Origin of the sequence: Oceanobacillus luteolus (assembly GCF_042678205.1) — a bacterium.
Taxonomy (GTDB): Bacteria; Bacillota; Bacilli; order Bacillales; family Amphibacillaceae; genus Oceanobacillus; species Oceanobacillus luteolus.
In genome coordinates, this window is sequence record NZ_JBHUDE010000035.1 from 1 (window position 1) to 26,097 (window position 26,097).

34 protein-coding genes, 1 pseudogene and 1 other annotated feature are annotated in these 26,097 nt (G+C 36.7%); of the genes and pseudogenes, 7 read left to right on the forward strand and 28 right to left on the reverse strand.

The window, feature by feature from the left end:
- Positions 1–101 precede the first annotated feature (101 nt).
- The 4 genes from ACFSBH_RS06940 to ACFSBH_RS06955 all read right to left on the reverse strand — a co-directional run bounded on the left by ACFSBH_RS06940 (position 102) and on the right by ACFSBH_RS06955 (position 2,192).
- Positions 102–656: a CBO0543 family protein gene (locus ACFSBH_RS06940; RefSeq protein WP_379596701.1), complete on the reverse strand. Its 555-nt coding sequence runs from the start codon at positions 654–656 to the stop codon at positions 102–104.
- 5 nt (positions 657–661) lie between these two features.
- Positions 662–1,177 (reverse strand): hypothetical protein, encoded by a 516-nt coding sequence (locus tag ACFSBH_RS06945; protein WP_379596703.1) that lies wholly within the window; start codon positions 1,175–1,177, stop codon positions 662–664.
- Complete coding sequence (locus ACFSBH_RS06950; protein ID WP_379596705.1) at positions 1,174–1,308, reverse strand: hypothetical protein; 135 nt, start codon at positions 1,306–1,308, stop codon at positions 1,174–1,176. Before ACFSBH_RS06950 ends, ACFSBH_RS06945 begins: the two co-directional genes overlap by 4 nt.
- 308 nt (positions 1,309–1,616) lie before the next feature.
- Complete coding sequence (locus ACFSBH_RS06955; RefSeq protein ID WP_379596707.1) at positions 1,617–2,192, reverse strand: recombinase family protein; 576 nt, start codon at positions 2,190–2,192, stop codon at positions 1,617–1,619.
- A 186-nt stretch (positions 2,193–2,378) separates the two neighbouring features.
- Between ACFSBH_RS06955 and ACFSBH_RS06960 the strand changes: the two are divergent.
- Together ACFSBH_RS06960 and ACFSBH_RS06965 are read left to right on the forward strand one after the other, a co-directional pair.
- Positions 2,379–4,964: pseudogene (locus ACFSBH_RS06960) on the forward strand (Tn3 family transposase); the annotation flags it as partial.
- A 251-nt stretch (positions 4,965–5,215) separates the two neighbouring features.
- On the forward strand, positions 5,216–5,599 hold the full coding sequence (locus ACFSBH_RS06965) for a hypothetical protein (protein ID WP_379596709.1): 384 nt from the start codon (positions 5,216–5,218) through the stop codon (positions 5,597–5,599).
- Between the two features lie 12 nt (positions 5,600–5,611).
- Here ACFSBH_RS06965 and ACFSBH_RS06970 read toward each other — a convergent pair whose 3' ends face one another.
- From ACFSBH_RS06970 to ACFSBH_RS07050, 17 genes are all read right to left on the reverse strand, one after another.
- Positions 5,612–6,139 carry an NUDIX hydrolase gene (locus ACFSBH_RS06970; RefSeq protein ID WP_379596711.1) on the reverse strand — a complete coding sequence of 176 codons (528 nt, stop codon included), beginning with the start codon at positions 6,137–6,139 and terminating at the stop codon, positions 5,612–5,614.
- 68 nt (positions 6,140–6,207) lie between these two features.
- Positions 6,208–6,492: a DUF3784 domain-containing protein gene (locus ACFSBH_RS06975; RefSeq protein WP_379596713.1), complete on the reverse strand. Its 285-nt coding sequence runs from the start codon at positions 6,490–6,492 to the stop codon at positions 6,208–6,210.
- A gap of 180 nt (positions 6,493–6,672) precedes the next feature.
- Positions 6,673–6,858 (reverse strand): hypothetical protein, encoded by a 186-nt coding sequence (locus ACFSBH_RS06980; protein WP_379596715.1) that lies wholly within the window; start codon positions 6,856–6,858, stop codon positions 6,673–6,675.
- A gap of 278 nt (positions 6,859–7,136) precedes the next feature.
- The gene (locus ACFSBH_RS06985; protein ID WP_379596717.1) at positions 7,137–7,718 is read right to left on the reverse strand and encodes a hypothetical protein; all 582 of its coding nucleotides are present in this window, start codon (positions 7,716–7,718) and stop codon (positions 7,137–7,139) included.
- 150 nt (positions 7,719–7,868) lie between these two features.
- Complete coding sequence (locus ACFSBH_RS06990; RefSeq protein ID WP_379596719.1) at positions 7,869–8,432, reverse strand: GNAT family N-acetyltransferase; 564 nt, start codon at positions 8,430–8,432, stop codon at positions 7,869–7,871.
- 84 nt (positions 8,433–8,516) lie between these two features.
- Positions 8,517–8,771 (reverse strand) — a binding site (T-box leader).
- 64 nt (positions 8,772–8,835) lie between these two features.
- Positions 8,836–9,225 carry an OsmC family protein gene (locus ACFSBH_RS06995; RefSeq protein WP_379596721.1) on the reverse strand — a complete coding sequence of 130 codons (390 nt, stop codon included), beginning with the start codon at positions 9,223–9,225 and terminating at the stop codon, positions 8,836–8,838.
- Between the two features lie 46 nt (positions 9,226–9,271).
- The gene (locus tag ACFSBH_RS07000; protein WP_379596723.1) at positions 9,272–10,354 is read right to left on the reverse strand and encodes a sensor histidine kinase; all 1,083 of its coding nucleotides are present in this window, start codon (positions 10,352–10,354) and stop codon (positions 9,272–9,274) included.
- Positions 10,344–11,027, reverse strand: a complete 684-nt coding sequence (locus ACFSBH_RS07005; RefSeq protein WP_379596725.1) for a response regulator transcription factor — start codon at positions 11,025–11,027, stop codon at positions 10,344–10,346. The genes ACFSBH_RS07000 and ACFSBH_RS07005 overlap by 11 nt, the downstream gene beginning before the upstream one ends.
- A gap of 36 nt (positions 11,028–11,063) precedes the next feature.
- On the reverse strand, positions 11,064–11,651 hold the full coding sequence (locus tag ACFSBH_RS07010; RefSeq protein WP_379596727.1) for a peroxiredoxin family protein: 588 nt from the start codon (positions 11,649–11,651) through the stop codon (positions 11,064–11,066).
- 15 nt (positions 11,652–11,666) lie between these two features.
- On the reverse strand, positions 11,667–12,425 hold the full coding sequence (locus ACFSBH_RS07015) for a cytochrome c biogenesis CcdA family protein (RefSeq protein ID WP_379596729.1): 759 nt from the start codon (positions 12,423–12,425) through the stop codon (positions 11,667–11,669).
- Complete coding sequence (locus ACFSBH_RS07020) at positions 12,425–13,072, reverse strand: hypothetical protein (RefSeq protein WP_379596731.1); 648 nt, start codon at positions 13,070–13,072, stop codon at positions 12,425–12,427. The genes ACFSBH_RS07015 and ACFSBH_RS07020 overlap by 1 nt, the downstream gene beginning before the upstream one ends.
- Positions 13,073–13,658: 586 nt before the next feature.
- Complete coding sequence (locus tag ACFSBH_RS07025) at positions 13,659–14,123, reverse strand: YjdJ family protein (protein WP_379596733.1); 465 nt, start codon at positions 14,121–14,123, stop codon at positions 13,659–13,661.
- 79 nt (positions 14,124–14,202) lie between these two features.
- Positions 14,203–14,571, reverse strand: a complete 369-nt coding sequence (locus ACFSBH_RS07030; RefSeq protein ID WP_379596840.1) for a DinB family protein — start codon at positions 14,569–14,571, stop codon at positions 14,203–14,205.
- Positions 14,572–14,599: 28 nt separating this feature from the next.
- Positions 14,600–15,124 carry a helicase gene (locus ACFSBH_RS07035; RefSeq protein WP_379596735.1) on the reverse strand — a complete coding sequence of 175 codons (525 nt, stop codon included), beginning with the start codon at positions 15,122–15,124 and terminating at the stop codon, positions 14,600–14,602.
- Positions 15,125–15,164: 40 nt separating this feature from the next.
- On the reverse strand, positions 15,165–15,650 hold the full coding sequence (locus tag ACFSBH_RS07040; RefSeq protein ID WP_379596737.1) for a GNAT family N-acetyltransferase: 486 nt from the start codon (positions 15,648–15,650) through the stop codon (positions 15,165–15,167).
- 43 nt (positions 15,651–15,693) lie between these two features.
- Positions 15,694–16,329 carry a hypothetical protein gene (locus ACFSBH_RS07045; RefSeq protein ID WP_379596739.1) on the reverse strand — a complete coding sequence of 212 codons (636 nt, stop codon included), beginning with the start codon at positions 16,327–16,329 and terminating at the stop codon, positions 15,694–15,696.
- Positions 16,330–16,334: 5 nt separating this feature from the next.
- Complete coding sequence (locus ACFSBH_RS07050; protein WP_379596741.1) at positions 16,335–16,676, reverse strand: hypothetical protein; 342 nt, start codon at positions 16,674–16,676, stop codon at positions 16,335–16,337.
- 278 nt (positions 16,677–16,954) lie between these two features.
- Between ACFSBH_RS07050 and ACFSBH_RS07055 the strand changes: the two genes are divergently transcribed.
- The 5 genes from ACFSBH_RS07055 to ACFSBH_RS07075 all read left to right on the forward strand — a co-directional run bounded on the left by ACFSBH_RS07055 (position 16,955) and on the right by ACFSBH_RS07075 (position 19,683).
- Positions 16,955–17,296 (forward strand): hypothetical protein, encoded by a 342-nt coding sequence (locus ACFSBH_RS07055; RefSeq protein WP_379596743.1) that lies wholly within the window; start codon positions 16,955–16,957, stop codon positions 17,294–17,296.
- Positions 17,297–17,419: 123 nt separating this feature from the next.
- Positions 17,420–17,629 (forward strand): hypothetical protein, encoded by a 210-nt coding sequence (locus tag ACFSBH_RS07060; RefSeq protein ID WP_379596745.1) that lies wholly within the window; start codon positions 17,420–17,422, stop codon positions 17,627–17,629.
- Complete coding sequence (locus ACFSBH_RS07065; RefSeq protein WP_379596747.1) at positions 17,626–17,889, forward strand: hypothetical protein; 264 nt, start codon at positions 17,626–17,628, stop codon at positions 17,887–17,889. Before ACFSBH_RS07060 ends, ACFSBH_RS07065 begins: the two co-directional genes overlap by 4 nt.
- A 124-nt stretch (positions 17,890–18,013) precedes the next feature.
- Positions 18,014–18,976: a helix-turn-helix transcriptional regulator gene (locus ACFSBH_RS07070; protein ID WP_379596749.1), complete on the forward strand. Its 963-nt coding sequence runs from the start codon at positions 18,014–18,016 to the stop codon at positions 18,974–18,976.
- A 74-nt stretch (positions 18,977–19,050) separates the two neighbouring features.
- Entirely contained in the window at positions 19,051–19,683 is a 633-nt protein-coding gene (locus ACFSBH_RS07075; protein ID WP_379596751.1) for a type 1 glutamine amidotransferase family protein, read from the forward strand.
- 136 nt (positions 19,684–19,819) lie between these two features.
- Here the strand turns inward: ACFSBH_RS07075 and ACFSBH_RS07080 are convergent, their stop codons facing one another.
- The 7 genes from ACFSBH_RS07080 to ACFSBH_RS07110 form a co-directional block, all read right to left on the reverse strand.
- Positions 19,820–19,945: a YrzO family protein gene (locus tag ACFSBH_RS07080; protein WP_379596753.1), complete on the reverse strand. Its 126-nt coding sequence runs from the start codon at positions 19,943–19,945 to the stop codon at positions 19,820–19,822.
- A 49-nt stretch (positions 19,946–19,994) separates the two neighbouring features.
- Positions 19,995–21,011: a DUF1835 domain-containing protein gene (locus ACFSBH_RS07085; protein WP_379596755.1), complete on the reverse strand. Its 1,017-nt coding sequence runs from the start codon at positions 21,009–21,011 to the stop codon at positions 19,995–19,997.
- Positions 21,012–21,022: 11 nt separating this feature from the next.
- Positions 21,023–21,736 (reverse strand): HAD family hydrolase, encoded by a 714-nt coding sequence (locus tag ACFSBH_RS07090; protein WP_379596757.1) that lies wholly within the window; start codon positions 21,734–21,736, stop codon positions 21,023–21,025.
- A 222-nt stretch (positions 21,737–21,958) separates the two neighbouring features.
- A complete protein-coding gene (locus tag ACFSBH_RS07095; RefSeq protein ID WP_379596759.1) occupies positions 21,959–22,546 on the reverse strand; it encodes a hypothetical protein in 588 nt (195 codons plus the stop codon).
- 246 nt (positions 22,547–22,792) lie between these two features.
- Positions 22,793–23,020: a hypothetical protein gene (locus ACFSBH_RS07100; RefSeq protein WP_379596761.1), complete on the reverse strand. Its 228-nt coding sequence runs from the start codon at positions 23,018–23,020 to the stop codon at positions 22,793–22,795.
- 73 nt (positions 23,021–23,093) lie between these two features.
- Complete coding sequence (gene ilvA, locus ACFSBH_RS07105; protein WP_379596842.1) at positions 23,094–24,299, reverse strand: threonine ammonia-lyase; 1,206 nt, start codon at positions 24,297–24,299, stop codon at positions 23,094–23,096.
- 203 nt (positions 24,300–24,502) lie between these two features.
- Positions 24,503–26,083, reverse strand: coding sequence for a SagB family peptide dehydrogenase (locus tag ACFSBH_RS07110; RefSeq protein ID WP_379596763.1), 1,581 nt, complete (start codon positions 26,081–26,083; stop codon positions 24,503–24,505).
- Positions 26,084–26,097: the final 14 nt, after the last annotated feature.

Below are 26,097 nucleotides of genomic sequence, written 5' to 3' on the forward strand. Positions count from 1 at the left end.
ATTATATCGTTTACCGTTATTTCTTGTATTCATCGGACACATCCTCCTTGAAATTCATTGTATAAATTTAACTTAGATGTGTCCATGAAACTATACTAGCATCAAACTTTTTCAAAAGTATCTCTTTTTGTTAACCAATCGCAAACTATAAAAATAATAGCATAAATAGGAACAGAGTAAATATACTCCCATCCCGTCATAACATAAAAACCAGCCCATACAAAAATAGGCTCGCCTACAAATGCAGTTAATAAACCATAAAATATCCCTTTTTTCCATGAAGCTATATGTGGCTTTGTTTGAATTAAAAACATAATAGTTACTGGTAACAAACTCAAGTTGTAGGGGAACCATGCAGGATAGGTTGGTGTTAATTTACCCGTATAATACCATAAACCAAACGCAGAACCAATATAACAAAGGATAATAGATATCAACATAGCGAAAATACCTGCATGTAAAAGACGATGAGTACTTTCTTTTTTTCGATAAAAAATCCAAAATATCCAAGTACCCACTGATATAATTAAGGATATCCACCAATCCCAATGTAAAAACACCTCATCAAGCCATACTCCTGTGTACTCTTCATGAAGATCCTGAAATTGATTTATTAAAATTTCCAGTTTTTCCATTTCTTCAATTTTATCCTGCATATTTATCATCCTTTAGTTTTTTGTTTTTCTATCAAATGACCAACAAATCCAAGGATTATTCCTATTAGAAGGCCGTTAAATACAGGGCTGGATAACGCTTTAAAAAATGGGATATTATCAAGGAAATGATGGTGCCAATAAACTCCAAAATTCATTCCAACAACTAAACCAATACAAAAACCTGTCAGGTACACTTTTTCAGGAGGTTCTTTTTCCTTTCGCTGGTAGTTCATTACTAACGCCTTGTTATAGGCTTGCCAAATGGAAAAGCCATAGAGAGAGGGATAGAATAATCCCCATTGGTAATTTACGATATCATGTGCGGTTATAAGGTCTCCGTGGAAAGAATGATGAATAGATAGGTTCAAATTTGATAATATATTAACCGCAAATTCGCTTACTAAAAGCATAAACCCAAAAATATATTGGCCATTATAAAATTGACCAAACCCCACCATTGTTACTGACCATAATAATGCGGCAACAGGTGACTTATATTCATTATTTTGTTTAGCTTTCATAAATGAACATTTCTTTCTACATAAGTGTTATTGTTTTCAGGATTAGGAAGATTGAGCAAATGAGCATAAAAGCCTTTGATTAGTAATGCATCTTCTGTAGAAAGTAATTGGGTATTTTTTGTAACCTCCATAATTCATCCTCCAGTTTTAATAGATAGTTTTAATATCTCCTTTTGAATTGAAGGTATGTAAAATATAAATATTTAAAATTAAAAAACTATAAAACTCCTTTTCTAGTTTGTAAGATTTCCATAATATGAAACCATTATAGAAAGTCATATTTTGTTCCCATATGCGAAAAAAATCAAGTAGATATGGGGCAGTAATCCCCTTCTACTTGATTTCGATATAGTAGCTTCCGCTAAGATGGTTGAAGCCTAAAACAACATTATTAAATTAATATTTATCATTTTTGGCCCTTTTCTGGGATGAAGAAGGATTATTCGTTCCCTTCTGATAGCTTTCTATATAATGAAGCTCTAGACACATTTGTAATTTCACAAATTTGATTTACAGTCATATTTCCTTCTTTATATAGCTTAACTGCATAATTCATTCCTGCATGATTTTTATGATACTTCTTTAATCGGCCTTTAAACTTCCCCTCTTTCTTAGCCAGCTCAATCCCTTCACGTTGTCGCATTCGAATAAGGTCTCGCTCTAATTGGTTAACACCAGCCATTACCGTAATTAAGAATTGGCTGTAGGGATTATCTTCTGATAAATCTAGCCATGTATCCTTTAGGGACTTTAAGCTGGCATTTTTACTTCGTATTAAATCTATTAATTCAAACAAATCCTGAGTACTTCGAGTGATTCGAGTTAAATCTGTAACATAAATAATGTCACCTTCCTGTATATCCTCTAACATTTTTTGAAGTTGCTCACGGTCCTTTGTTGCTCCAGAAACTTTTTCTTCAAAAATAATATCCATTCCGATTTCGTTTAATTGCTGAAATTGCCTTGAAGGATTTTGGCTAGTTGAACTGACACGTATATAGCCGATTTTTCGCAAACTATCACCTCATTTTTGAGACAAGTCTTATGAGACACTCTTAACTATGATTTTATCAGTCTACTACACTTGTATCAATAGAGTACACTCTATTGATATATAATTGAACTAATTAACTGAATAAATACAGAAATGAGATGATACTATATGAAAGTTGCGAGAGGTAGAGAATTACTTACAACAGATTTTAAGCACCTTCATCAGTTAGCTTTGGAAAATGGTGATGCCATTCATTTACTACGTGAATGTGTAGATTTTCTAAGAAGAAATAAAATCATACTACCTGCTACCACTACACTTGAAAGAATGGTGTGGGAAGCAAGGGCAATGGCTGAAAAGAAGTTATTCAACACGGTTAATCAATCTCTAACAATTAAGCAAAAAGAAAAACTTGAAGAGATTATTTCCTCACAGAATCCATCCGAATCCAATAAAACGATATTGGGTTGGTTAAAAGAGCCACCGGGTCATCCTTCACCCGAAACTTTTCTAAAGGTAATAGAACGACTCGAATACATACGAGGAATGAAATTAGAAACAGTGCAAATTAGTCATTTGCATCGCAATCGCCTGTTACAGTTGTCTCGCTTAGGTTCTAGATATGAGCCTTATGCATTTCGTGACTTTCAAGAAAATAAACGATATTCGATATTAACCGTCTATTTATTAAATCTTACTCAGGAGTTAACGGATAAAGCTTTTGAAATTCATGACAGACAAATACTCAGTCTGTTATCAAAAGGTCGTAAAGCTCAAGAGGCAATTCAGAAACAAAACGGTAAAAAGCTGAATGAGAAAGTTATACACTTTACGAACATCGGACAAGCTTTGATCAAAGCAAAACAGGAAAAATTAGACGTTTTTGAGGTTTTAGAATCCGTTATTGAATGGAATTCTTTTGTTTCTTCGGTGGAAGAGGCTCAGGAGCTTGCACGCCCTGCTGATTATGATTATTTAGACTTACTGCAAAAACGATTTTATTCTCTTAGAAAATATACGCCAACGTTATTAAGGGTACTGGAATTTCATTCTACCAAGGCAAATGAGCCACTTTTACAGGCTGTTGAGATTATCCGAGGAATGAACGAATCCGGGAAGCGAAAAGTGCTTGATGACTCACCTGTGGATTTTATTTCAAAGCGATGGAAAAAGCATTTATACGAGGATGATGGTACAACAATTAATCGTCATTACTATGAAATGGCTGTTTTAACAGAACTTCGGGAGCATGTTCGGGCAGGAGATGTTTCCATTGTTGGCAGCAGACAATATAGGGATTTTGAGGAATATTTGTTTTCGGAAGATACATGGAATCGATCGAAGGGGAATACGAGATTATCAGTAAGTTTATCATTCGAAGACTATATAACGGAGAGAACTAGCAGCCTTAATGAAAGGTTAAAGTGGTTAGCTGCCAATTCCAACAAGCTAGATGTGGTTTCTCTTGATAAAGGAAAACTGTCACTTGCACGCTTAGAAAAAGATGTTCCAGAAGAAGCAAAAAAATTTAGCGCAAGCCTTTATCAGATGCTACCAAGAATAAAATTAACTGATTTACTCATGGATGTGGCTCATATAACAGGATTTCATGAGCAATTCACTCATGCTTCCAATAATCGAAAACCAGATAAGGAAGAAACAATCATTATCATGGCTGCCCTTTTAGGAATGGGAATGAATATTGGCTTGAGCAAGATGGCCGAAGCCACACCCGGACTTACATATAAGCAACTAGCCAATGTATCCCAATGGCGCATGTATGAAGATGCAATGAATAAAGCCCAAGCCATATTAGTAAATTTCCATCATAAATTACAGTTGTCCTCCTATTGGGGCGACGGTACAACATCCTCGTCAGATGGTATGAGAATGCAGCTAGGTGTTTCATCACTACATGCAGATGCAAACCCACATTACGGGACTGGAAAAGGAGCCACCATCTACCGTTTTACTAGTGACCAATTCTCTTCTTACTACACAAAGATTATTCATACAAATTCAAGGGATGCGATTCATGTTTTGGATGGATTGTTGCACCATGAGACGGATCTAAATATAGAAGAACATTACACAGACACTGCTGGTTACACAGACCAAATATTCGGACTGACTCATTTATTAGGATTTAAATTTGCTCCAAGAATAAGAGATTTATCAGACTCAAAATTATTTACAATAGATAAAGCAAGTGAATATCCAAAATTAGAAGCCATTTTACGTGGACAAATAAATACAAAGGTCATTAAAGAAAATTATGAGGATGTTCTGCGATTAGCTCATTCTATAAGAGAGGGAACAGTTTCAGCATCCCTTATTATGGGAAAACTAGGTTCCTATTCAAGACAAAACAGCTTGGCTACGGCCTTACGTGAGATGGGCCGAATAGAAAAAACGATCTTTATTTTGAATTACATATCGGATGAATCATTAAGAAGAAAAATACAAAGAGGATTGAATAAAGGAGAAGCCATGAATGGATTGGCAAGAGCTATTTTCTTTGGAAAACAAGGTGAGCTTAGGGAGCGAACCATACAGCATCAATTGCAAAGGGCCAGTGCCTTAAACATAATCATTAATGCCATTAGTATCTGGAACACCTTACATCTAACAAAAGCAGTTGAATATCAAAAACAGTCTGGTAGTTTTAATGAAGAATTATTGCACCATATGTCGCCTCTAGGTTGGGAACATATTAATTTGCTAGGAGAATACCATTTTAATTCCGAGAAAATGGTCTCGTTAGATTCTTTAAGACCATTGAAATTTTCTTAACGTTGTTAAAAATGGGGGAATCGTCTCGAAAATGTGCTTAGCGTTGTAAATCCGCATTTTCCTGACGGTACCCCTGAATGAAGATATTCCTGCAGAGTTTTCAGCTCTTCAACTTATGCAACTCATAGATCCACTTATTTATAATCAACTGGTTATTAGGGGAGATATGAGACATGAAGATTTTATTAGATTCACCACTGGACACTTTTTAAATTCTAAGGAAGGATGAACAGTAATTGAATAAGACAACGATGAATACAATTGAAACAGCAGATATGTGGGTAGAACTATCGAATGAAGGTGATTTGGAAGGATTATCAAAGGTGACTGCTAACGAATTAGAAATTGTCGGTCCAAAAGGGACCGGTGTTATTGATCATAAAGAATTAGGAGAATGGCTGAAACGTGCAAAATTAAAGTTAGTTACAATAAACCGGTATGCAAAAGACCACTTTATTGTGTTAGAACAACAAGGAACATGGTTAAATCCAGATGACTCCATAAAGGGCCAAGGTATTGTATTTACAGTATTTAAAATTGTTGACCAGAATGTAACTTTTCTAGCAAGGTATGATAACAAACAGGAGGCTTTCGATGTAAGTGGTCTAAGCGATGAAGCTAAGATAACTAAATAAACAACTTACAGCTCAACCCATAGTCGAGCTGTATTTTTTATTCGTCCATTTTTCTTTGTTAGGTAGCAACTCTTCAAACTTATAATCAGTTAATTTTGCATCCTTAATTACACAAAAGTGATTATATCTACCTTCAACGTTTATAATGTTTGGTAAGTAGTGGGGTATCATCTCCCCGACGCCAAAGTTATTATCTTCAAGTAGCCAAGATATTTTCTTCCAATCTAGGATTCCTTCATCAATTTTTCTTGGAGTTTTATAGTCAAAATCTTCATCAACGTTCACTAAATAAACGTACATCCCACCAGTAGAGGAGTCATCCACTTTCCAGGTAATAACTCCTTTATCTGTAATTGGATACCTAGCAATATCAATATCAGTCTCTTCTTTCACTTCTCGAATTACACACTCTAAAGGTGATTCATTACCTTCGATCTTACCTCCGACACCATTCCATAATCCCTGTGTTGGTTTGTATTCTCTATTTAACATAAGTAATTCATCGTTTCTACGAATAAAGCACAATGTCTGTTGGTACACTTTCATCCTCCATTTCTCTATGATAATAAAAACTATTATACTTAAGTGCATCTTACTCATGGCCCACGTTATAATACTCGCTTGCGATTGATCAGTAGATACGTAATGGTTAAGAGTAGCAGCATCGCTATTCCAAGAACTGTTTCCTCATATGGATAATCAACAAAACTATGAATCACTGCTAACAAGCCTAATGGGAGAAAAAATATTCCTCCTGTAATTTTACCTAATAACGATTTATTTTTAATATTTTTCTCATTAAAGCCAGCTAATAACCATGTTTGCTTTTTTACAGCTAACAAATAGGATATAAGTAAAAGAGCAATCCCAATAATTAAAAATCCGGTTTCCATATCTAAACCTCCTGAAACCATATTTATTTCTCAATACTATTTTACGATGCTGGTTCAAAAAAGTTCCCTCCTCTAAGCTCTTCGGCATAGGATTACTTTAAAGTCAAAACAAAAGGTGACCATTATGGATCACCTTCTTCAAATATTCCGTTCGTTACTTTATGATAAACTATATAGAAATCAGAAGTCAGAGCTATTTTTTATTGCTTGTATAATTTGCCTACTGCTATACCCCCAAGTAACAGCTCCCAACAAACCTGTACATCCAAGCACTAGCCATACAACAGATTCTGTTGATGAATTGGCGTTTATAAATCCTGTTAAGAACCCTAATATAACAATTGCAGCTATACTCATCCGTAGCATTAGCATCTCCCTTTCCGTTTTCTAGTTTGTCTAATAATTTATCCTTACTATTTAATACGAAAAGGTGAAAGGAAGGTTTCAGTTTTTTCAAACATTAACATGTTCTACCATAAGTTAACCCAAATGAAATTATTTCCAAGGCAATAATTTAGAAGGATACGTCCATAATAACGTTCCTAAGGTTTCGCTAATCTCCCTATTGACTACTGTACTAACTCCGCTGAAAAATGTGTTAATATAATTTGAAGTACGCATCCGTTCAGTAGAATAAGATGATTCTAGTCAACAACTTTAAACTCTATAGTGGCCTCCATTTTATATGCCCCTTTTTCCGCATCTCCTTCAGTTTCTGCAGAGAAGTCGGCAATCCCCTTCACCGTATAATAACCAAGGGGGAAGCCATCACCTTCTAATAACTCCTCTATAAACTTCTCGTAATCCTCCGTGTTATCATCAAAAGGACTTTTAATTACAGAACCTTTATCATATCCTGATCGGTATGGGTATCCCAATTTTTTAAGCGTTGTGGATGCTCCAATTTCACTTACGGCATAATCAATATCATATCCTCTTATCTCTTCTCGCGCACTAAAAGAAATGACTGATGCAGAATGATGGATAATGACCTCATCTTTTTTCCCTATGTATAATATTTCTCCATAGAGATTTACTTCTTCCCCCTCTTGATACTCTGCCTTTTCGCTCACAAGGCGGAATATAAAGTCATCCTCAATCGTTTGATCAGTTGTCTTTTTCATCTCCAACTTTTTCAATTCATTACTATTAATATTTTCTGGGGAACTACAGCCTGCAATAAACAAATTAAGTAATAATGCGAAAAGTAGGAAGCAATTTTTCATTATGGATCCCCCAGTTTCAACTTCAGTTAAATGAATATTCGTACCTAAAATCAATCTGCTTTAATAATATCACAATATTAAGATAACAATACCACGTTTTCTCAACTGAAAAAGAGATCAAATAATGATCCCTTTGTGTAATATACATCGCTATCTCACTACAGAGTAAACACAAGTATCTGTCAGCTCTCTGCGATCTGCAGATAAATCCTCATTTCTTAACGTACCTTCTAATACAAACCCAAGTCTTTCGGGAATGGCACGACTTTTATAGTTCGTCGATTCGCATCGTATTTCAATTCTTCTAAAGTTTAGGCTATCTAATCCATAATCAACCAACTCTTTTACTGCTTCTGTCATATAACCTTTTCCGCTATAACTTGTATTAATCCAGTATCCAATTTCAGATTTTGGAATGTCCCAGTCAATATTGTCAAAGCTTGTTACTCCAATAAAATCATTGCTATCTTTATCGAATATAAGGAAACGGAAACTTTCTCTTTTTAAAAAGTTAATATATGCCTCTCTTAAATTGATCTCTGTTTCTTCAACAGTAGGAAGCTCTTGAGCAAATAGCAACCATGGCTTTAACTCGTAAAGAGAATCTATAATAGCTTGGTTAACAATTTCACCGTCTCCAACTTTATGCGGTGCTCGGAGGATGAGTCTTTCTGTTTCTATTTGTAAAGGAACTTCAAACAATAAAGGATTCATGGTTAAATAATACCCCTTTCTTTGATATTGATATAAATACTAGAAATTAATGCATTAAAAAACTCTCACCCCCAAGAACTAATTCTTGAGGACGAGAGTTGTAACTTCGTGGTACCACCTCAGTTTGTTGATACGTCACCATATCAACCTCTTCAGGTACATTCAATTCATACCCTATCTCTATAACGGGAGATCCCGTCGCAGTATCACTAAGAGATTCTTAGATCCGTGCGCAGCTCCGAGGCTTTATTCATTAAGATGAATATTACTCCTTTCCACCAAATAGGAGCTCTCTGTAAATATCCACTTCTTAACTACTCTTCTCATCCTCGCTTTTTGTATAGAAATTTCTAAATATTATATTACTGATTGATAGACCTGTCAAATTTTTCTTCCTTTGACATTAATGATTTTGAACTTCTATCGTCTCCACAATTTCAATCGAACCATTTACAGACTGAATCATTCCACAGTTTTTCACTGCAAGATCAAGTGATTTTTGAACCTGAGACATACTCAAATTTGTACCGTATACCGTATAATGAAGTGCTATTCTTGTAACTTTATTTGCTTCCGTTTCATCTCGTTCAATATCCGCTGCGATAGTGATCGTATCAAACACAATTCGTTTCTTTTCTAATATCTTCTTCAATAACCCTCCACTACATCCTGCAAGCGATGAAACCAATAATTGCACGGGACGAAATCCAATATCCGTATTGCTTGAAATATCGATTTTCCCAAACTCGAATTCCGCCTCAAACGCCCCTGTTTCTGTTAAATTGAAATTCATTCCATCCTCTCCTCTTTTCCCTCTTTTAAAGCTTCCAGTGTTATACTCATCCCCGTGGAAGCTTGAACCAAAACGTGTGAACATTTCCTTCAGAAGTAACCCCTATCGTTCCTTGATGTTGTTCGATAATCTCTTTTGATATTGCAAGCCCTAAACCAGATCCACCTAATTCACGTGACCTGGAAGGTTCGGTACGATAAAATCGATCAAAAATTTGTCCTTGGGCATCGGGTGTTATTGGTTTCCCAGGACCAGTTATACAAAGTTTATATTCCGTCTGAAGTTCATATCCCTCAATGATGATCGGACCAGTGCCATCATAGTAACGAATGGCGTTATCAAGCAGGTTACTGATGACTTGTGTGATAGCAGGCCCATTCAGTTTAAAGACATTCGATTGGACGTCTACATGAACTTTTATGTGTGACTGTCTTAAGGCCCAGCGAAACATTGCGACAGTTTGCTCCACCATTTTCACCATATCAACTGGTGATTTTTCTAAAAAGTCCTGGTTGGAAACGTAATCCCACTCTTTCAGTTGCTCCATCTGCTCCACCAAACAAATGAGACGTTTCGCTTCCTCTTTCAAGGAATGGTATAATTTTGGTTCCCCTTCGATTACCCCTTTTTCTAATGCGTGTAGATAGCCGTTCAAGTTGGCTAAAGGCGTACGGAATTCATGGGATAAATCGGAAATTATTTTTTTTCGTTGCAACTCATTTTCCTGCAGTTGATGGACTAAATCATTAAAATGTCCAATGAGCTCACCAATTTCCCCTTCAGGCTTTACCTCAATCGGTTTCGGGTAATCACCAAGCTTCACCTGTTTCGTAGACCGAATAAGTTCCCTCAAAGGGTGAATTAACCTTTTCGTTAAATAAAAATGGATAAGGCTGCCGATTAGTATCATAGATATACTGAAAATCCATAAATATTGGAACAGTGTTGCCTCAAACTGGGCCTGCTTTTGATCACTCATTGAGACTAGCCCATCTGCCAACATACATGCAGTGTTATAGATTGCCCAGCTACTCAATCCTACGAAAACGGTAATGACCAATATATTGATAAAAGTTAATCGAAATAGAAATTGTTTAGGTACTAGTGCATTGATAAATTTATTCCGCAACAAATTTATACCCCATTCCTCGAACCGTAATAATCCTTTGTGGTTCTGCAGGATTTTCTTCGATTTTCTTCCGTAGTTTCTTTATATGAGCATCGATTGTACGATCTGACACGATTTTTTCAGCATAAGGGTAAAGTTGCTCCATGAGACTTTCTCGAGAGATCACTTTATTCGGATTCTCCATAAAATGATATAAAAGATTGAACTCATGTTTCGTTAATTTAATATCTTGATCAAAGAGTACCACTTCACCTTTTCGAGGTTTAATACATAATCCATTATGGGCGATTTTTTGACAAAATTGTCCCGTACGACGCAGTACCGCTTCGATATGGGCGAGCAGTTCCTCCGGCTCGAATGGTTTAACCACATAATGGTCTGCACCCATTTTTAATCCATTTATTTTATCCTCGGTACGTGATTTTGCAGATAGCATAATAATCGATACTTCATTCCGTTCTTGCGCTCGAACCCAAGTACAAAATTCTTCTCCACTAAGTTTAGGAAGCATTAAATCCAGTACAATCAGGCAAGGATGTCTCGTTAAAAATACCTCTTTTGCTTCCTCTCCATCTGCAGCTTCGACTACTTCATAGCCTGCTTTCTCCAGATAGATTCGAATCAGTTCCCGTATCATTTTATCGTCTTCCACAACCAATATGGTTTGTTCCATCCTCTCACCTCATGCCCATTATACTGCATCTGTCATTTACTGCATCCTCTCGAACTCCTGAACCATTAAGTCATAGTTCAGTGCACCAAATGCCATATTCCTAATGATTCCATTGGAATCCACCATGTATGAAGTTGGTAATGGCTGGATTGAATATAGAGAAGCTGTTTCTAGATCCGTATCCAGTAATATAGGGAATGTTAACCCATACTCATCCGAGAATTCTTTTACATCCTCCAAGCTGTTTTCCGTATCTGTTAAATTGACAGCTAGTACAACGATGTCTTTATCTTGGTAAAACTTCTCCATATCCGGCATTTCTGCACGACAAGGCGGACACCATGTCGCCCAAAAATTAATCATCACACGGCTCCCACGGAAATCTGATAGCTTCACACTTTCTCCAGCCAACGTTTGTAGCTGAAAGTCCGGTGCCCTGTTACCGACCTCCAGGCCAACAGGAATTTCTTTTTCCGTCGCTTCCTGTCGCTCGTCACCTTCAGTTTCTTGCACTTCTTCTGCATCCGTCATTTGATTCGGAGATGGATTTTCTGAATTGATAAAGTCAAATACCGCCCAACCTAACATCCCTAGTACTACCATGATCAGAATCCATTTTTTCAATATAAAAACCTCCTTTTATCCTAATCTCACTAACCATGTATCTTGAATTAAATCGAGAAGAAATCCTGATATACGTGGCATTAATCCAAAGAATAGAACAATTCCCATCACAATCATCAATACTGCACCCATTTTCATAATGACCCCGCTATATCGTACAATCCATCTTGTTTTCCCTATAAAAAATGTCAATAGGAGGAACGGTAATGCGAAACCGATAACATACATCAGGGTGTAAAATATACCTTGCCCAGGATTGCTTACTGCGAGAAATAAGATTGAACCAAAGATTGGTCCAATACAGGGTGTCCATCCTGCTGCAAATCCCAAACCAATAAAGAATGTTCCTGCATAACCTGCTGGTTTTTTCGAATAGGTAAAGCGTCTCTCTTTCATTAACGAGGGCAGATTAATCCAGCCGCCTATAAATAAACCCATCACGATAATAAACACTCCGGCTATCCGTTGAATGAATAAACCGGAATCACCAATCAGAAGTTGTTGCGCCCACTGTCCTATAAACGTAGCACTTGCTCCTAAGCTTAATAATACGATTGAGATACCGAACAGAAAGAAAATGGAATGAATCAATAATCGACGTGCCATCCCACTGCTTTTACTACCCTGTAATTCCTTCACACTTATTCCAGTTATATACGACATATAAGCTGGAAAAATAGGTAAGACACAAGGTGATAGAAAAGATAACGCACCTGCTCCCATCGCAATAAGCATTCCTGCTAAAAGTATCGTATCGGATTCAATCATTCCCATTATGTATCTCCCTTTCTTAATTTATAAATTAAGCCACCCATACTCATCACGAAAAACACGCCAATAAACCATGGATCCATGATATACCCAAATACCGTCACAAAAGGTTGTAACCTTAACAAACTTATCAATCCGCCAGACCAAACCGTTATTACAATCATGAATAACACGGTACTTGTTGTACGTTCCCGGAAGAAAAAGAATAAACCGATCAAAATCCCAAGTAGAAGCAGATACCCCAAAGCATATCTATCATCGTTCCAAACTACTTGTATAAATTCATATGTAAAGGAACCGATGAGAAATACGGGCACAAAGCTTCCCAGCAATGAACGTACGTGCAGGTTTTTCCGTTTTGATTTATAGAGGAGTAATAAAGCTGTGGATACAACCGCAAAATAAAAAGCTTTTGAATTGCTCGGGTATGCCAGGATGGATAATGGATCGGTTACGAAAATGGATAAATTCAACATAATCTTCCCTAACCAGATGAAGATGACAAAGTTGATGAATTGAGATATCAACTCCTCCAGATGTTTTTTCCTTTGTTCCTTTGTCAGGTTACTTAATAAATAGAACGTTAAAAATCCTATTCCTAAACTAAATACCATGATACCAATTGTCGTCAACTTGCTTACTACTGCCATCGTAGTTCCTCACTTCCAATCTACTGTCCAATTTTATCTTAACCATGTAATGTGAAAATTTGATGAAAGGAAATAAAAAATGCGACCTAGTGGAATCTCTTTTAACAAAGCATTATCTTATCCACTGTACAATCCATTAAAAAAAGCGCTAATCCCTTTATTGGATTAACGCATTCGTTTGGACAGTAGCAGTATCTAAAATGTACCTTTAAATCGCTCTGGATTTGTTACGTAGCCTTCTATTATATATCCACAATCAGTACAAATAATATATGTAACATTTGAACCTAACCGCATCTTTTTAAATGGACTTATAACTGAATATCCACTATGTTTTCCTCTTCCTAATTCATTTCCACCACATTTTGGACATTCAGTTAGCTCCGTGGAATCTATCATCTGAAAACCCCTTTCCTATATAGATTTAAATTCCCACCCCAAAAAAGTAACTTAGTATAATGACGTACTAATTAATAAATTAGTTTCATAAAACTTCAACTCTTTTGCTACGCGGTGTAATAGCTTATATAAAAAAGCGATGGCCCAACTATTGGATCAACGCTCCTGGCACCTTGAGTATTGGGTTTTATAAAGCCTCTTTATATAGCTTCTTCATTCTTAAAAAGGATAGAGCTGAACTGAACATACCAATCATTAGAAAAGTAACCGTAAAAGTTTTTCCACCAATTGTCGGCGAGTCGGAAACCATTATTCCAAGTAAAATCTGAATCAACCCGAAAGAAGACAAGAAAATATTGAGCTTTTTTGTGTCATATTTAAATAGTAGATATCCACTTAAGATTACTAGATAGGAGAAGCTTAATACCATCAATATAGGGAAGATCGGATAAAATTTAGCAGCGTATATGAAATGGTCTAATTGGGATATATCTGAACCATCTATAATCCATGCATTATTTATATTGGAGAAAAATGCGGTGTATTTCCACTCCCATGGGTTTTCTCTGATCGCGCTTCCCTCATACCATGCAGCAAATGTTGAAAAAATAAATAGGATCAGCGCTGATAAGTATTGAATGATATATTTCATGCTTTACCTTCCCTCCCCTATATTTTAATACGTACATTGCCCTATTGTTGTAAGAATTTATTAAAACATAGTAATCTAATTATTTAATTTTGCATGTATTCGTTGCAAATGATGAATGTCGTGTTTTACAAATATATTTATAACTTTCACATGAGAACTGCCTTTTTCCTTCTCCTATTGTAAATCTAGCATCTTCTTCTATTTCTGAAATACGCTTAATAAGTTCCTTCCGTGTTTCTATGAATGCATCAATAATGGATTCTACAGTATTGTCTCTCAAGTATGATATAGCTTCCTTATTATGTTGGTCATGGTCTGGAAACGGCGGGAGGTTTACTCCGTTAGCCATTTTGGGAACCATTATCTCAAGATTATATTTATCCCAATAATATAAATGTCCTACAATTTCTCGAATGGTCCATTTACCTTCACTAATTGGTTTATTCAGCTTAGATTCTTGTACACCTTTCTTTCAGTTATAATCTTTGGCAAAAAACAAAGTGATCATCCGGATTCCAGACATGCAAATGATCTGCGATGTACCCACGTAGCCATAACACGCCCTCAATTTTTCTTAGATAGAAGCCTTTCGGGAAATCATCGTCTTCGCTTATAATTTCGGAGGCGATTGTAATCGAGCCAGATGGAGCTTGATTTTTTGAGGGGTTACCTAAATAACCTTCAGGCTGATCCACATACTCTAACCTGAGATGAGGACCCAGCTCTAGTGGACACAATTCCAATCCAAGTTTAATCGCCTTTTTGAAGATTTGCGGCAAAGTTGCTCCATTAGTAAAGCCAAGGTCCTCAACAGTTACGTCAAAAATCTTTAGTCTATATTTTGCGTGAGAAGTAATGAATCTATCATCAGAAAATAATTTCTTTGCATACTCATTCATTGCTATAGATTGTTGATGCATAATATCAATAAGCTGCGACTTGGTTAGACCTCGAACCTCTATCGTTCTAGTATTTAATTGACCATTTGGCTGTATTTGCATCTAAGGTCACTCCTCACCAATTTAATCACCATACCAGATTCTAGTAACGTTCCATAGAATAAATAGCTTGTTCCGCACCAAATCGGATAACCTTGCTTTCCAACTGCATCCCTACCTTTTCCAGGAGTCTACGAGAAGCCTTATTGGCAGTTTGTGTTTCAGCAATTAACTTTTCTTGATTCAATTCATTAAAAGCGTAACCTATGATTGGTTGAACAACCTCTGTTCCATAACCTTTTCCCCACCAAGTAGGGTGTAATTGATAAGAAACTTCAAGAAAAAGCCCATCATGGTGAGGATTCAGAGAAATTAACCCTATAAAACTATCTGTGTGCCTCTCTCTAACCGCCCAATAGAAATCAGTATCAGACGGAGCTAGCATACTTTGCATTACTTCGCCAATGGATGCTTCATCTCGTATACCACCAAGGTATTTTCTTACGTCCGGGTTGACAAACAAATTTTTCACATCGGTTATATCCGCATGATTAAAGGTCCTCAGATAACACCTCTCCGTTACAAACATTCAATCATCCCTTTTCCAGATTGGTTATCCCAATCACCTCGCTTTAAGATTGGATATTTAACCGTTCTATTAATTCGAGAATTTCTACATCATTACCTGGATCTATGTATTCTAACTCTGTAGTATCAATAATCTCCTGATAAAATTCCTCACCTGCCGGGTATTCACCATCCCAGCGCAACGGAACACGATAAACGTTTACCGTCCCATCTCCATTCCCGCTATATACGATAGATCCATCGACTAATCGTGAACCTGATAACTGAATCACATCTTCTGGATAACTTAGACTAGTTTCATCATCGGGATTGATAGGTTCACCGGCAGGAATATGGACAACATTTAATTGGTCAATTTCTTGATTTGGACCGAGTGCCAACCAGACACGAGCATATTCAATTTCTGCAGAAGAGTATGCAGATAATGCTTTTCCCTCCGTTATACTTGACTCTTCATTTTCTTCATTTTCCGATGAAACGTCTGTCGATTTATCAACTACCGGTTGTTCTGACTTGGTTTCGAATTTAGGTTCATCTGCTTTTTCTTCTAAATTACTTTCTCGCGTTTCATTATTTTCAACAGCAGAATTTAGACCATCTGCATCACTCGTTTCAGATGCACAACCAACTAGCAATAAAAATAATATTAGTGTGGAATACAACATATTTCGTTTTATCATTTTATCTATCCTCTTTCATTTTTAGAGTTATAACTAGGAAGAAACTGCTTTTTCCGGTACATATTAATCGTAATTACATTCAATAAAATGGTCCCGATAAGAAGTATTACTGATACAGATACGATAAAGCTCATAGTATCTAAAAGGGCAGCCCAATCCTCCGCTTTCACTCTTTCATATAAACTGAAAATCTGGAAAAACAGAGCCGCAGAACAAGCCATGAGACTAATCATTGAAAAAGCAGCCCATCTTTTAAAATGGTCTTCATACTTCAACATACTGATAACCGGAAGGATCCAAGCCATCTCTCCCAACACAAGGCCAACAAGATTAAACCATCCAACCACAAAAGCCCTCCTTTATATAGATAGAAAATACACCAATAGAATAAATTCGACATAGAGGTTGACTTTACCTTCTTTTTCCATTTCATTGTAGAACTATCAGAAGTGAAAAAGACGAATCCTTTTTCAAAAAAGGATAAATATTCTCTTCTGTCTAATTTACTAAATGAGAGGATTATTTTAAATGTGGAAAGTAAAGAAAGGCACTCAAACACTTAATTATTTGAGTGTAGAAACTTTAGATGATTTAAGAATTTAAAGTTGGATGGGAGAATGCATCTATGGTCAAAAAGCCACTAATTGCACTGCTTGGAATCATCACAGTTATTATAATTGGGTATTTCGTTATAGCTAACATCTCGTTTGTTCAAATACAAGGATATGGTGGATTTCCTATTCCAAAAGATGCTGAAGTCATCAAAGAAGAAGAAAATGTTATTGAGTATAATTGGTCGAAGGCTTCCGAAGAACAAGGCATTCCTAAAAGATACCAGAAAGAATTGAAAAAGGAAGGCTGGGAGGTTGAATGGCGTGAAGGTTCTGCAACAATGTATGAGAAAAATGGTAAAAAGGTTGTTTTGATTTGTTCAACAGATTACTTATCAATTAACCTAACAGAATAAAGTCTTTAACTAAAGGATGCGTTAATCACAGAAGGATTAACGCTCTTTCTGTTGAATATATTAATGTGAGACATAAAAGTGGAGTATGAATTAGAGTGTTTACAAAAAAGTGGAGGCAAATCAATGAAAAAATGGTTAGTTGCTTCGTTGTTATTAACTTGTTTTACTCTTTCTAGCTGTTCAGATGCGCATAATGAAATAACTGGGGAAAAGCCCCCAGAAGCTATGGTAGAAGTAAGGAATCAATCATATGAAACGATATTGGGTTCTTATTGCTGGGGTGGAAATGGTCAATCAACGTGTGTTGATACAGCTGGCCAAAAGAACTTTTGAGAGGAAAAGAACAAATCAAAGTAAAACCTGGAGAGAAAATAACTTTTGTGATGAACTATGAACCGAAGCCAAATGAGTTCCACGTATTACAGGTCAGTGAAAGTGATGAAGCTGAAGTGAGTGTTAAAGATAATAGTTTCTCAGCTCCTTTACAAAATGGGATTTATTACTATTCTTATGGAGTATGGTGGATGGATGAACAGGAAGAGAACGTATCCAATGGTGACGCTTTTTATAATTTTGTTATAGAAGTCGAATGATTTTTATTCAACAAACGGGTGTCCTTTCGTAATGCCCCAACACAATTAAACAGAAATTCAATGAATAGGTATTTTATTTAGTATTATTTTCAAATAAATTTATTTCCATATAAAGGTGGATTCTGTGGCTAAAATTGATAATGTTCTAGCAATTCTATGGATGCTTCGTTCAGATGAAAAAATTACTGCAAAACAAATTTCAGAAAAGCTAGAAATGAATATAAGAACTGTATATCGTTATATTGATACACTTTCAATAAGTGGTGTACCAATAATTTCAGAACCAGGACATAACGGTGGATACACTTTATTGAACAATTTTATCGAAGCTCCTCTGTTTTTTGATTTTGAGGAGCAAACCTCACTATTCCATGCTGCTATTTTTGCAGAAGAAGCCGGGTATTATGGTGGTGAAGCACTAAATAGGGCAATTTCAAAGCTAAGAAAATATTCGAATCAAGAGCAGGAAACGAAGATAAATCAACATTTAACTAGTCTTGAAGTAATAAATGGATTAAGTTCCCTGACTTTGGAACCTTTTTTGAAGGAGTTAGAGCAGGCTGTAGCTGACGGGTACTCGGTAAAGATTCTTTACCATAAAAGTAGTGAAAAGCAATTAAATGATAGATTGGTCGATCCGTACAGGATTATTTATTGGAATAATAAGTGGTATATGATTGGATTTTGTCATCTTAGGAATGATATCCGTAGTTTTAGAGTAGATCGAATGGAGAGCCTAGTGCTAACAGAAAATAAGTTTAACCAGCCAGAAAATTTTTCAGCGCGTGACTTTTTTATGAAAAACCTCCTTCCACCTATAGAAGAAAAAGAGGGGATTACTTCTTTAGTTATTAATGGAAATACAAGTGCATTGGATGATATTTGCCAACATTGGTTTTTAGGACATTATTTAAAAGAGCGGACTTCAAATCAAGCAGTATTTCTTCTTGAAGAAGATATACTACATACATATGTACCTTATTTACTTTTACCGTACAATAAATCTATTAAAGTTATTGAGCCAATCAGTCTTAAGAAAAGAATAATTGAAGTTCTATCGGAATTAATAGAATTTCATCAAATTTGATAACTTCCCTGACGCTAGGTGTCAGGGAAGTTATGTTATGTTTGGCATATTAAATGGGATAGGGGTGTAATTGGATGCAATTAAAAAATGTTTTTCTTTATGTATTTCATACGATGTCAGACTGGGAATGTGGCTATTTAGTTGCTGAACTGAACTCCGGAAGATATTTCAAAAAAGGTTTAACACCTTTAAAGGTAATTACAGTAGGAGCTAATAAAGAAATGATTACTACGATGGGAGGACTGAGCATAAAACCGGATATTTCCCTTGATGAATGTACTCTTGAAAGTACGGATCTTATAATTTTACCAGGTGGGACTACTTGGAATGAAGAAATTCATCAACCTATCTTGGAGAGAACTGGCCAAGCTTTGAAGCTCGGTACTATTGTTGCTGCAATTTGTGGTGCAATCGAGCCCCTAGCTAATATGGGATACTTGAATACTAGAAAGCATACAACTAATAACTTGGAATATACTAAAATGGTAAGTCCAAATTATAAGGGAGAAAAGTTCTATGAGGCGGGACCTGCCGTATCCGATGGGAATTTAGTTACTGCATCAGGAATAGCTCCTGTGGAATTTGCGATTGAAGTACTGAAAAAATTAGATGTATTTGCACCAGATACATTACAATCTTGGTATAACCTGAATAAGACTCATAAACCTGAATACTTCTTCCAGTTAATGAATTCAATAAATAGCTAAAATCAACTTAGGAGTTTTATATTAGTTCAAATATAAATAATGAAGTAACTGAAAAGCTCACTTTCTCTATTTTGTTTTGTAGAGAAGTTGAGCTTTTTAATTTGGAATTTCTTTTACACACTTCCATTAAAAAAGATCACTGCTTTTCTTTTATTTCCTTCAACAACTCGAGCATTTCTTGTTGCTGCTTGTATCCTTTTCTCAGATTTCCATCTATGGATAGTAAAGTCATAACCCCTATAAGAACTACAATTATCAACATTACTTTTCTCCTGTCATTCTTGTTTAAGTAACATGGATGAATCCGGACATTACTTCAGCTTTACACTGTAATATCTCATCGCTTTTGGAATCCCCTTTATTTCAAATACACCTTTATAGATCAGACTTCTCACTCTATATTCTAGAAACGCATCACCAATATGATTAAATGTACCGTATACTTCTCCGATCAACCTGGCAGATTTGATAAAGTCTTTTTCCTTTTGCTTACTATGTATATCTCGGGCAGTTTTCACAATGAAATCATCAAAGTAGTCTTCTGTAACCGTGTTGATTTTATTATCTTCCCACAACCGGACGATAGCTCTTGATTCTGACAATGCAAGCCATTCCCTCTCATAGCGTTTCCTATCCGCTTCCGTTAAAGGAGCTGATAATTTTTCTTCATATATCTTTCTTAATTGCTCACCACTGATCTCACCTGTATGAATATCTAAAACTCCTGAATCAGACATATTAAATAGTTTTTGATAGGCAAGTGTAGTATTAATCACGAAAATCTCATTCGCTTTTTCTTTTAACAAGTATAGAAAATACAATAATCCGGTCTGTTCGTTTGCATTTTCAGCCGTCCAAATAACAATAGGGGTATCTTCGCCTATGCGCTCTATTTCTGTGAGTGTTTTGGAAAATTTATTTTCGTATTCCCGCTCCAAATAGTCATCGGAATAATTAAGATGATCCTTCAACCATTCATGCCTATTCTTGCGACCAACCTCTTTATGAAGTTGCCAAATTGGTCCTACCGCAAAGAAATCAGGGAATGCGATAATTTTGTTCCTGCCCCCTAATCCTGAGCGTAATGAACCAGCAGGAGATTCTCCACAGACAAGGTGAACAGTTGTATAATTTTCCTCAAGCTGTCCTTTACTTTGTGACACCTCGTCCAATCTATCGAACACAGAATTCAAATTTTCTAGAATTTCTTCCGGGGAATCTTTTGATTTCTGCATCATTTTTACTTGTAACACGATGTTTAATAAAAAACTCTTTGAGTCACTTTCACTTAGCTCATTAATGGATTGTCGGATCTCTTCTATCTCCACGGTTATTCACCTCATATCTCGTTTGAATGACTAGCAATCTTCTCTTTTGTATCCTCATTCTGTTTATCATTGCGTAGGTTAGGTAATAGGCTCTGTAGCTCTTTCAAATCATCTATTACAAAATACGCTTGAGCTAGCTCATCTTCTCGCGCAAAGTCAAAATTGCAACCAACGGAAACTAAACCATTATCTTTCGCCGCGTTTATATCTGAAAGTCTGTCACCAACCACTGCGCCGTTCGTTATGTTGTATTTTTCGATAATGCTCTGAACCAAATCCGATTTATTTAATGATTCTATTTGTTGGATACTGAATGTCTCCGTCACCCATTCATCCAAACCATAATGACCGACAATCGCTTGTAAATAGTCCACTAGCCCATTACTTGCTATGTAAATGGAACAGTCCTTCTCCTTTAAATAACGGAAGACTTCTTTAACGTCCGGATATAAGGCACCTTTTCCACTTTTTATATTTTCAATGAGTCTTTCAAGAAAATAGGCATCCGTTTCTTCCCGATCCTCCACGGAATGATCTGGCAGCAATGTCTCCCATACTTCTGGTAATGGAACGCCCATAATTTCACGGTATGTATCAATAGGCGTTTCCTTATCCCATTTATTTAATGTCCGTAACCGGTCAAAAGCATCATTCAGTGATAATTCCAGTATCTTATCTGTTTGAAAAAGTGTTCCATCCATGTCAAAGATTAGTGATTGTTTCATTTTTTTCTCCCTCATTATTCATTTATTTACTGTCAACAAAAGAGGATGCATATCACCTTGAAGGACCGCACCCGTTACAAAAATATTTATGTATGTTTTGTTTTATATCTAGGTGGGTTAGTTCTATAAGGTCAATAAAATGATTTTTCCCAAAGAACCATTCCATTCACATCATGAGCCTCAACCTTTAATCCTGCTAATCTATCAGTCGATCCATCTTCCTCAAAAATCTAAGATGCTATACCAGACAAATAGGTCATCTTCAATCTGAATTACATCCGCTCCATGCTTCATATCATCTTGCAATACAAAAACATCTTCAAATTGATCATTTGTTGCTATACCACCCAGAACAGCCACATCTTCACCACTTACAAAGGGGCCAACATCAAATTCGTTTTCCTGATTTAAAGTACTGAAATCTATGTAAAATGGATATTCCTGACCTCTTACCCATACAAATAATTGAAATCCAAAATCATCCTCTATTAAGGATACATACTTATCCTCCCCAAATTCCTCATGAAGAGGTTCACTCGATTCACCCAGAGATTCATCCTGATAACCAAATGCGTAAATATACCTATCAAAATAATCTGCATGAATGGATTCCATTTGATTTTGTAGCTCCTCCTTCTCCGCTTTCAAATTGATATAATCTAAACTTAATTGATTGTACTCCTTCTGCAGCTTTTTCATTTCTTCTGATTCTTCTGGAAGAGATTCTTCCATTTCTACTGGGTCTATAAAATAATTGGCTCCGACGATAAAAAGAATAATAGCAAAGACCAGAAACAATTTTTTATTCATTTCATTCCCCCCGAGAGTATCGTAATTTCCAAGTTCATTTCCATTTGTGAGATTTACATGAAAATTATACCATTTTTCTACAAATATTAAATGTAAATTTCTGAAATTATATGAGTAAGGTAGAATAATAGAAAACCTCCCTGCTGTATTCTCTTACAACAGGGAGGATAATGAAATTTTGGTACAGGGTCTGTTATTTTTATATGGAACTCTAGGAATTATGATTGAAGCTTTTTCAAAATCACCTTAAATATGTTGACGCAGCATTTTAACTTGGACCAAGATTTCAATATCTACACAGCTCACTCCATCATCATTTACGATAAAATGTTCGTCCGCCTTTTTGTCATAAAACAAATTATAAAGCTTTCCGTTTTGTACTCCAACGGCATTTAGTCTCTCGGCATCTTCATCTTCAATTAAGAAATGTGTGCATTCTTCATGAGAATCAACAATAGAAAATTGAAGTTCCATTGATTACACCCCTTTATATTTAGAGGGCGTACCTCTTCAGAAGCCGCCCCCAATCTTTTCCCACCATCGAGCTTTAAATAAACTCTACATGCATATATTTTTCTTTCAACATCCAATCAATTTGTTCGATATGTGCTTTGTTTCTCGTTTCAACGGATATTTCCACTTGGACGTAGCCTGGAAGGACATCTTTGCCAGCATGATGATGAATGACTCGGCGGATATTCGCATCCGTTACGGCAAGTTCATGCAGTAATTGTTCGAGTTCACCTGGTTTATCGTTTAAGATGACTTTGAATGTGCTGTATCTTCCCGATTCCACCAAGCCTCTCTCGATAATCTTAGAAATGAAATTGACATCCACATTTCCACCACTGACCAAACATACGACATTTTTATTCTCTAATGGAAGTTTACCATAGATTAGTGAAGCTAGTGCTGCCGCTCCCGATCCTTCCACCAACAGTTTATTTCTCTCCAATAGTAAAAGCATGGTGCGGGCAATTTCCATTTCGTCGACAAGTACGATATCATCGACGTAGTTTTGCACGATTTCAAATGTCTTATCGCCTGGTTTTTTAACCGCGATTCCGTCTGCCATCGTTGGTAATGCATTGACCATGATCGGATTCCTTTCAGCTACAGACCGCTTCATACTTGGAACTGCGCTTGTTTGGACTCCGTATATTTTGACGTTCGGATTGATTTCTTTTATTGCTGTGGCAATGCCTGCAATCAAACCACCGCCACCAATCGGACAAACGACAGCGTCCACATCAGGCAGCTGCTCTAGGATTTCCAAACCGATCGTGCCTTGTCCAACAATCACACCTTCATCATCGAACGCGTGGATAAACGTAGCACCTGTTTCCTGTTGCAAATGTCGCGCGTAGTTGTTGGCGTCATCAAATGTTTCACCTTCTAAAACGACTTTCGCTCCATAGTTTTCCGTCGCTTGAATTTTACTGATCGGTGCTCCTTTTGGCATGACGATTGTGCATGGAATGTTCAATGCACTTGCAGAAAACGCAACTCCCTGGGCATGGTTACCAGCAGAAGCCGCAATCACCCCTCTTTTCAGTTCCTCATCCGTTAGGGAATGGACTTTATTGAAAGCACCTCTAACTTTAAAAGAACCCGTTTTTTGCAGGTTTTCTAGTTTTAAATAGATTTCATTATTTGTCAGTTTGCTGAACGTACTGGAGTACTCAAGATTCGTTTGATGGACAGTTCCCATCATCTTTTCTCTAGCAGTAATTATATCGTCGATGTTCATTATGATTGCTCCTTATTTATCCGAAAAAAATCTTCATTATTGTTCTTCCATCTTTAAATTAGTATAAATCATTGTATCTGTAAATGATTTTGGTTGGGAATAAATTCTAGTCATTAATAATTATCCTATCAGGAAAATAAAAAACCTCCTAGGGTGTAGGTTCTACATCTAGGAGGAAATACAATTAAGCGTCTAACCCCCTGCCCTCAACTGCGCAAACTCCCCTTCAACCAAGGTCTGGGACGATAGGGACCAATTGGGATTTGGATTAGACTGGTCTTACCTTGTTCATCTAGTTTATATAGTTCATCAGTCAAATTCGAGTCAAATCCAAGAAGCGGGTGGCCTCCAATCCCGAGGGCCGATGCAGCCAAAAGCAATCGTTGCACGAGCATGCCAGCTTCCATTTGTTTGATCCGGTAACCCCTATAACCTAATTCTTCCTTATCAAAATCCTTATCAGCCGCTATATGCAGACAGATTGGTACTTGAAGCAAATTCACATTATCCATCGACATTCCAGTTTGCAGGTGAAGTCGATAATCTCCCGGGCGTATTTCTCTTAATAGGTGTTCCGTACTGTCATATTGGTACGCGCCATTTGGAATCCCCTCAACATTATATAAACAACAGTAAATAGATACATGGGGTTCCCTTCTATACGCTTCATCCAAATCATTTCTGTATGAAAAGGAAGTCATTGCCTCTACGAGAAGTGTTGCTAACTGTTCTTGGCTCACTTTTCCTAAAACAAAATCCCCGTCTGGAGAAAATCGCTTTTTACAAACCTCGGCGAAATCATAAGACAAAGATGTTACTGGAGGCAATGGCACCGTGCACTCAGCCTGTTCAATATCAATATCTTTTCCCCTTCTGTAAACCGAAAATGAGCCTGTCGAAGTCAGTTTGGAAGCTTCGTTCATCGCACTGATCATCGGATATTCTTTGACACATTGTGACCGCTCCAAATGTTCGGTTTGAATTGCTGGCAGCTCCTGTATTAACTGTTCCGAAGTAATATTTTTATTACGGCTCCTTCCATCAGCAGACCAGTTTGTTACTTCTACTGATAATGGGATGGCACTATATACACTCTCTTCCAGTTCGGATATTCCCAACAAATGATTGATTGCGGAATCAAGAAATTGAAAGTACACACCAGAGGCATAGCCAAACCTTTTCGCTACTTCCAGTAATTGTCCCATGAGCACTCCAGCATCCAGCCCTTGAAGTCGATAGGCAAAGTTGTTGTATTTAAAGAAATTTTTCCAGAACATGGTTGATACAAAAACTGTACCAAAACACGAGGAGATGTCGCAGCGATTGCCGAGGGCTTTGGATAAATAAGAATCAAAATCTCCTTCGCGCAATAATACGAGCCGATGGTGTGCTGCATCATAATGGTAGACTCCATCAGGGAGTTCCTCCACTTTCAGATACACGTACAATTCGTTAGGGTACAGCGCCCCACCAGATGGAGCAAACCGCCGATAAGACTGTATAGGATAGGAATCTTGCTCCTTGGAATCTGCTGGGAAGACCGATTGGCTCCATTGCGTCGTACCGAATACATACCAGAGAAAATGACCGACTCGATGAAGATTTGGTTTGGCAGGAGGTTCTCCTCCAGTTAGCGTCAACGGCACTTCCAAAGATAATGGAACAGTCGGTAATCCACGGTAGATTTTATATGCTAGTGGTGCATCGTCCCAATCCACTTCCACATTTGGCTGATTTGCCTTATCCATATCAAACTGTAGATTGTGTAAAAACTCTTCCAGATTCATCTTCTACCTCCTCA

Bases quoted from the DNA above. Each gene is read 5' to 3' on its own strand.
- ACFSBH_RS07095 (WP_379596759.1), bottom strand. From the start codon at position 22,546: ATGAATAAAAAATTGTTTCTGGTCTTTGCTATTATTCTTTTTATCGTC.
- ACFSBH_RS06990 (WP_379596719.1), bottom strand. From the start codon at position 8,432: ATGAATCCTTTATTGTTTGAAGTTCCTTTACAAATAGAAACAGAAAGA.
- ACFSBH_RS07025 (WP_379596733.1), bottom strand. From the start codon at position 14,123: ATGAAATATATCATTCAATACTTATCAGCGCTGATCCTATTTATTTTT.
- ACFSBH_RS07055 (WP_379596743.1), top strand. From the start codon at position 16,955: ATGGTCAAAAAGCCACTAATTGCACTGCTTGGAATCATCACAGTTATT.
- ACFSBH_RS07020 (WP_379596731.1), bottom strand. From the start codon at position 13,072: ATGGCAGTAGTAAGCAAGTTGACGACAATTGGTATCATGGTATTTAGT.
- ACFSBH_RS06945 (WP_379596703.1), bottom strand. From the start codon at position 1,177: ATGAAAGCTAAACAAAATAATGAATATAAGTCACCTGTTGCCGCATTA.
- ACFSBH_RS06985 (WP_379596717.1), bottom strand. From the start codon at position 7,718: ATGAAAAATTGCTTCCTACTTTTCGCATTATTACTTAATTTGTTTATT.
- ACFSBH_RS06995 (WP_379596721.1), bottom strand. From the start codon at position 9,225: ATGAATTTCAATTTAACAGAAACAGGGGCGTTTGAGGCGGAATTCGAG.
- ACFSBH_RS07045 (WP_379596739.1), bottom strand. From the start codon at position 16,329: ATGATAAAACGAAATATGTTGTATTCCACACTAATATTATTTTTATTG.
- ACFSBH_RS06980 (WP_379596715.1), bottom strand. From the start codon at position 6,858: ATGCTACGGATGAGTATAGCTGCAATTGTTATATTAGGGTTCTTAACA.
- ACFSBH_RS07035 (WP_379596735.1), bottom strand. From the start codon at position 15,124: ATGCAAATACAGCCAAATGGTCAATTAAATACTAGAACGATAGAGGTT.
- ACFSBH_RS06950 (WP_379596705.1), bottom strand. From the start codon at position 1,308: ATGGAGGTTACAAAAAATACCCAATTACTTTCTACAGAAGATGCATTA.
- ACFSBH_RS07100 (WP_379596761.1), bottom strand. From the start codon at position 23,020: ATGGAACTTCAATTTTCTATTGTTGATTCTCATGAAGAATGCACACAT.
- ACFSBH_RS07060 (WP_379596745.1), top strand. From the start codon at position 17,420: ATGAAAAAATGGTTAGTTGCTTCGTTGTTATTAACTTGTTTTACTCTT.
- ACFSBH_RS07040 (WP_379596737.1), bottom strand. From the start codon at position 15,650: ATGTTTGTAACGGAGAGGTGTTATCTGAGGACCTTTAATCATGCGGAT.
- ACFSBH_RS07075 (WP_379596751.1), top strand. From the start codon at position 19,051: ATGCAATTAAAAAATGTTTTTCTTTATGTATTTCATACGATGTCAGAC.
- ACFSBH_RS07090 (WP_379596757.1), bottom strand. From the start codon at position 21,736: ATGAAACAATCACTAATCTTTGACATGGATGGAACACTTTTTCAAACA.
- ACFSBH_RS06975 (WP_379596713.1), bottom strand. From the start codon at position 6,492: ATGGAAACCGGATTTTTAATTATTGGGATTGCTCTTTTACTTATATCC.
- ACFSBH_RS07005 (WP_379596725.1), bottom strand. From the start codon at position 11,027: ATGGAACAAACCATATTGGTTGTGGAAGACGATAAAATGATACGGGAA.
- ACFSBH_RS07015 (WP_379596729.1), bottom strand. From the start codon at position 12,425: ATGGGAATGATTGAATCCGATACGATACTTTTAGCAGGAATGCTTATT.
- ACFSBH_RS07080 (WP_379596753.1), bottom strand. From the start codon at position 19,945: ATGTTGATAATTGTAGTTCTTATAGGGGTTATGACTTTACTATCCATA.
- ACFSBH_RS06965 (WP_379596709.1), top strand. From the start codon at position 5,216: ATGAATACAATTGAAACAGCAGATATGTGGGTAGAACTATCGAATGAA.
- ACFSBH_RS07110 (WP_379596763.1), bottom strand. From the start codon at position 26,083: ATGAATCTGGAAGAGTTTTTACACAATCTACAGTTTGATATGGATAAG.
- ACFSBH_RS06940 (WP_379596701.1), bottom strand. From the start codon at position 656: ATGCAGGATAAAATTGAAGAAATGGAAAAACTGGAAATTTTAATAAAT.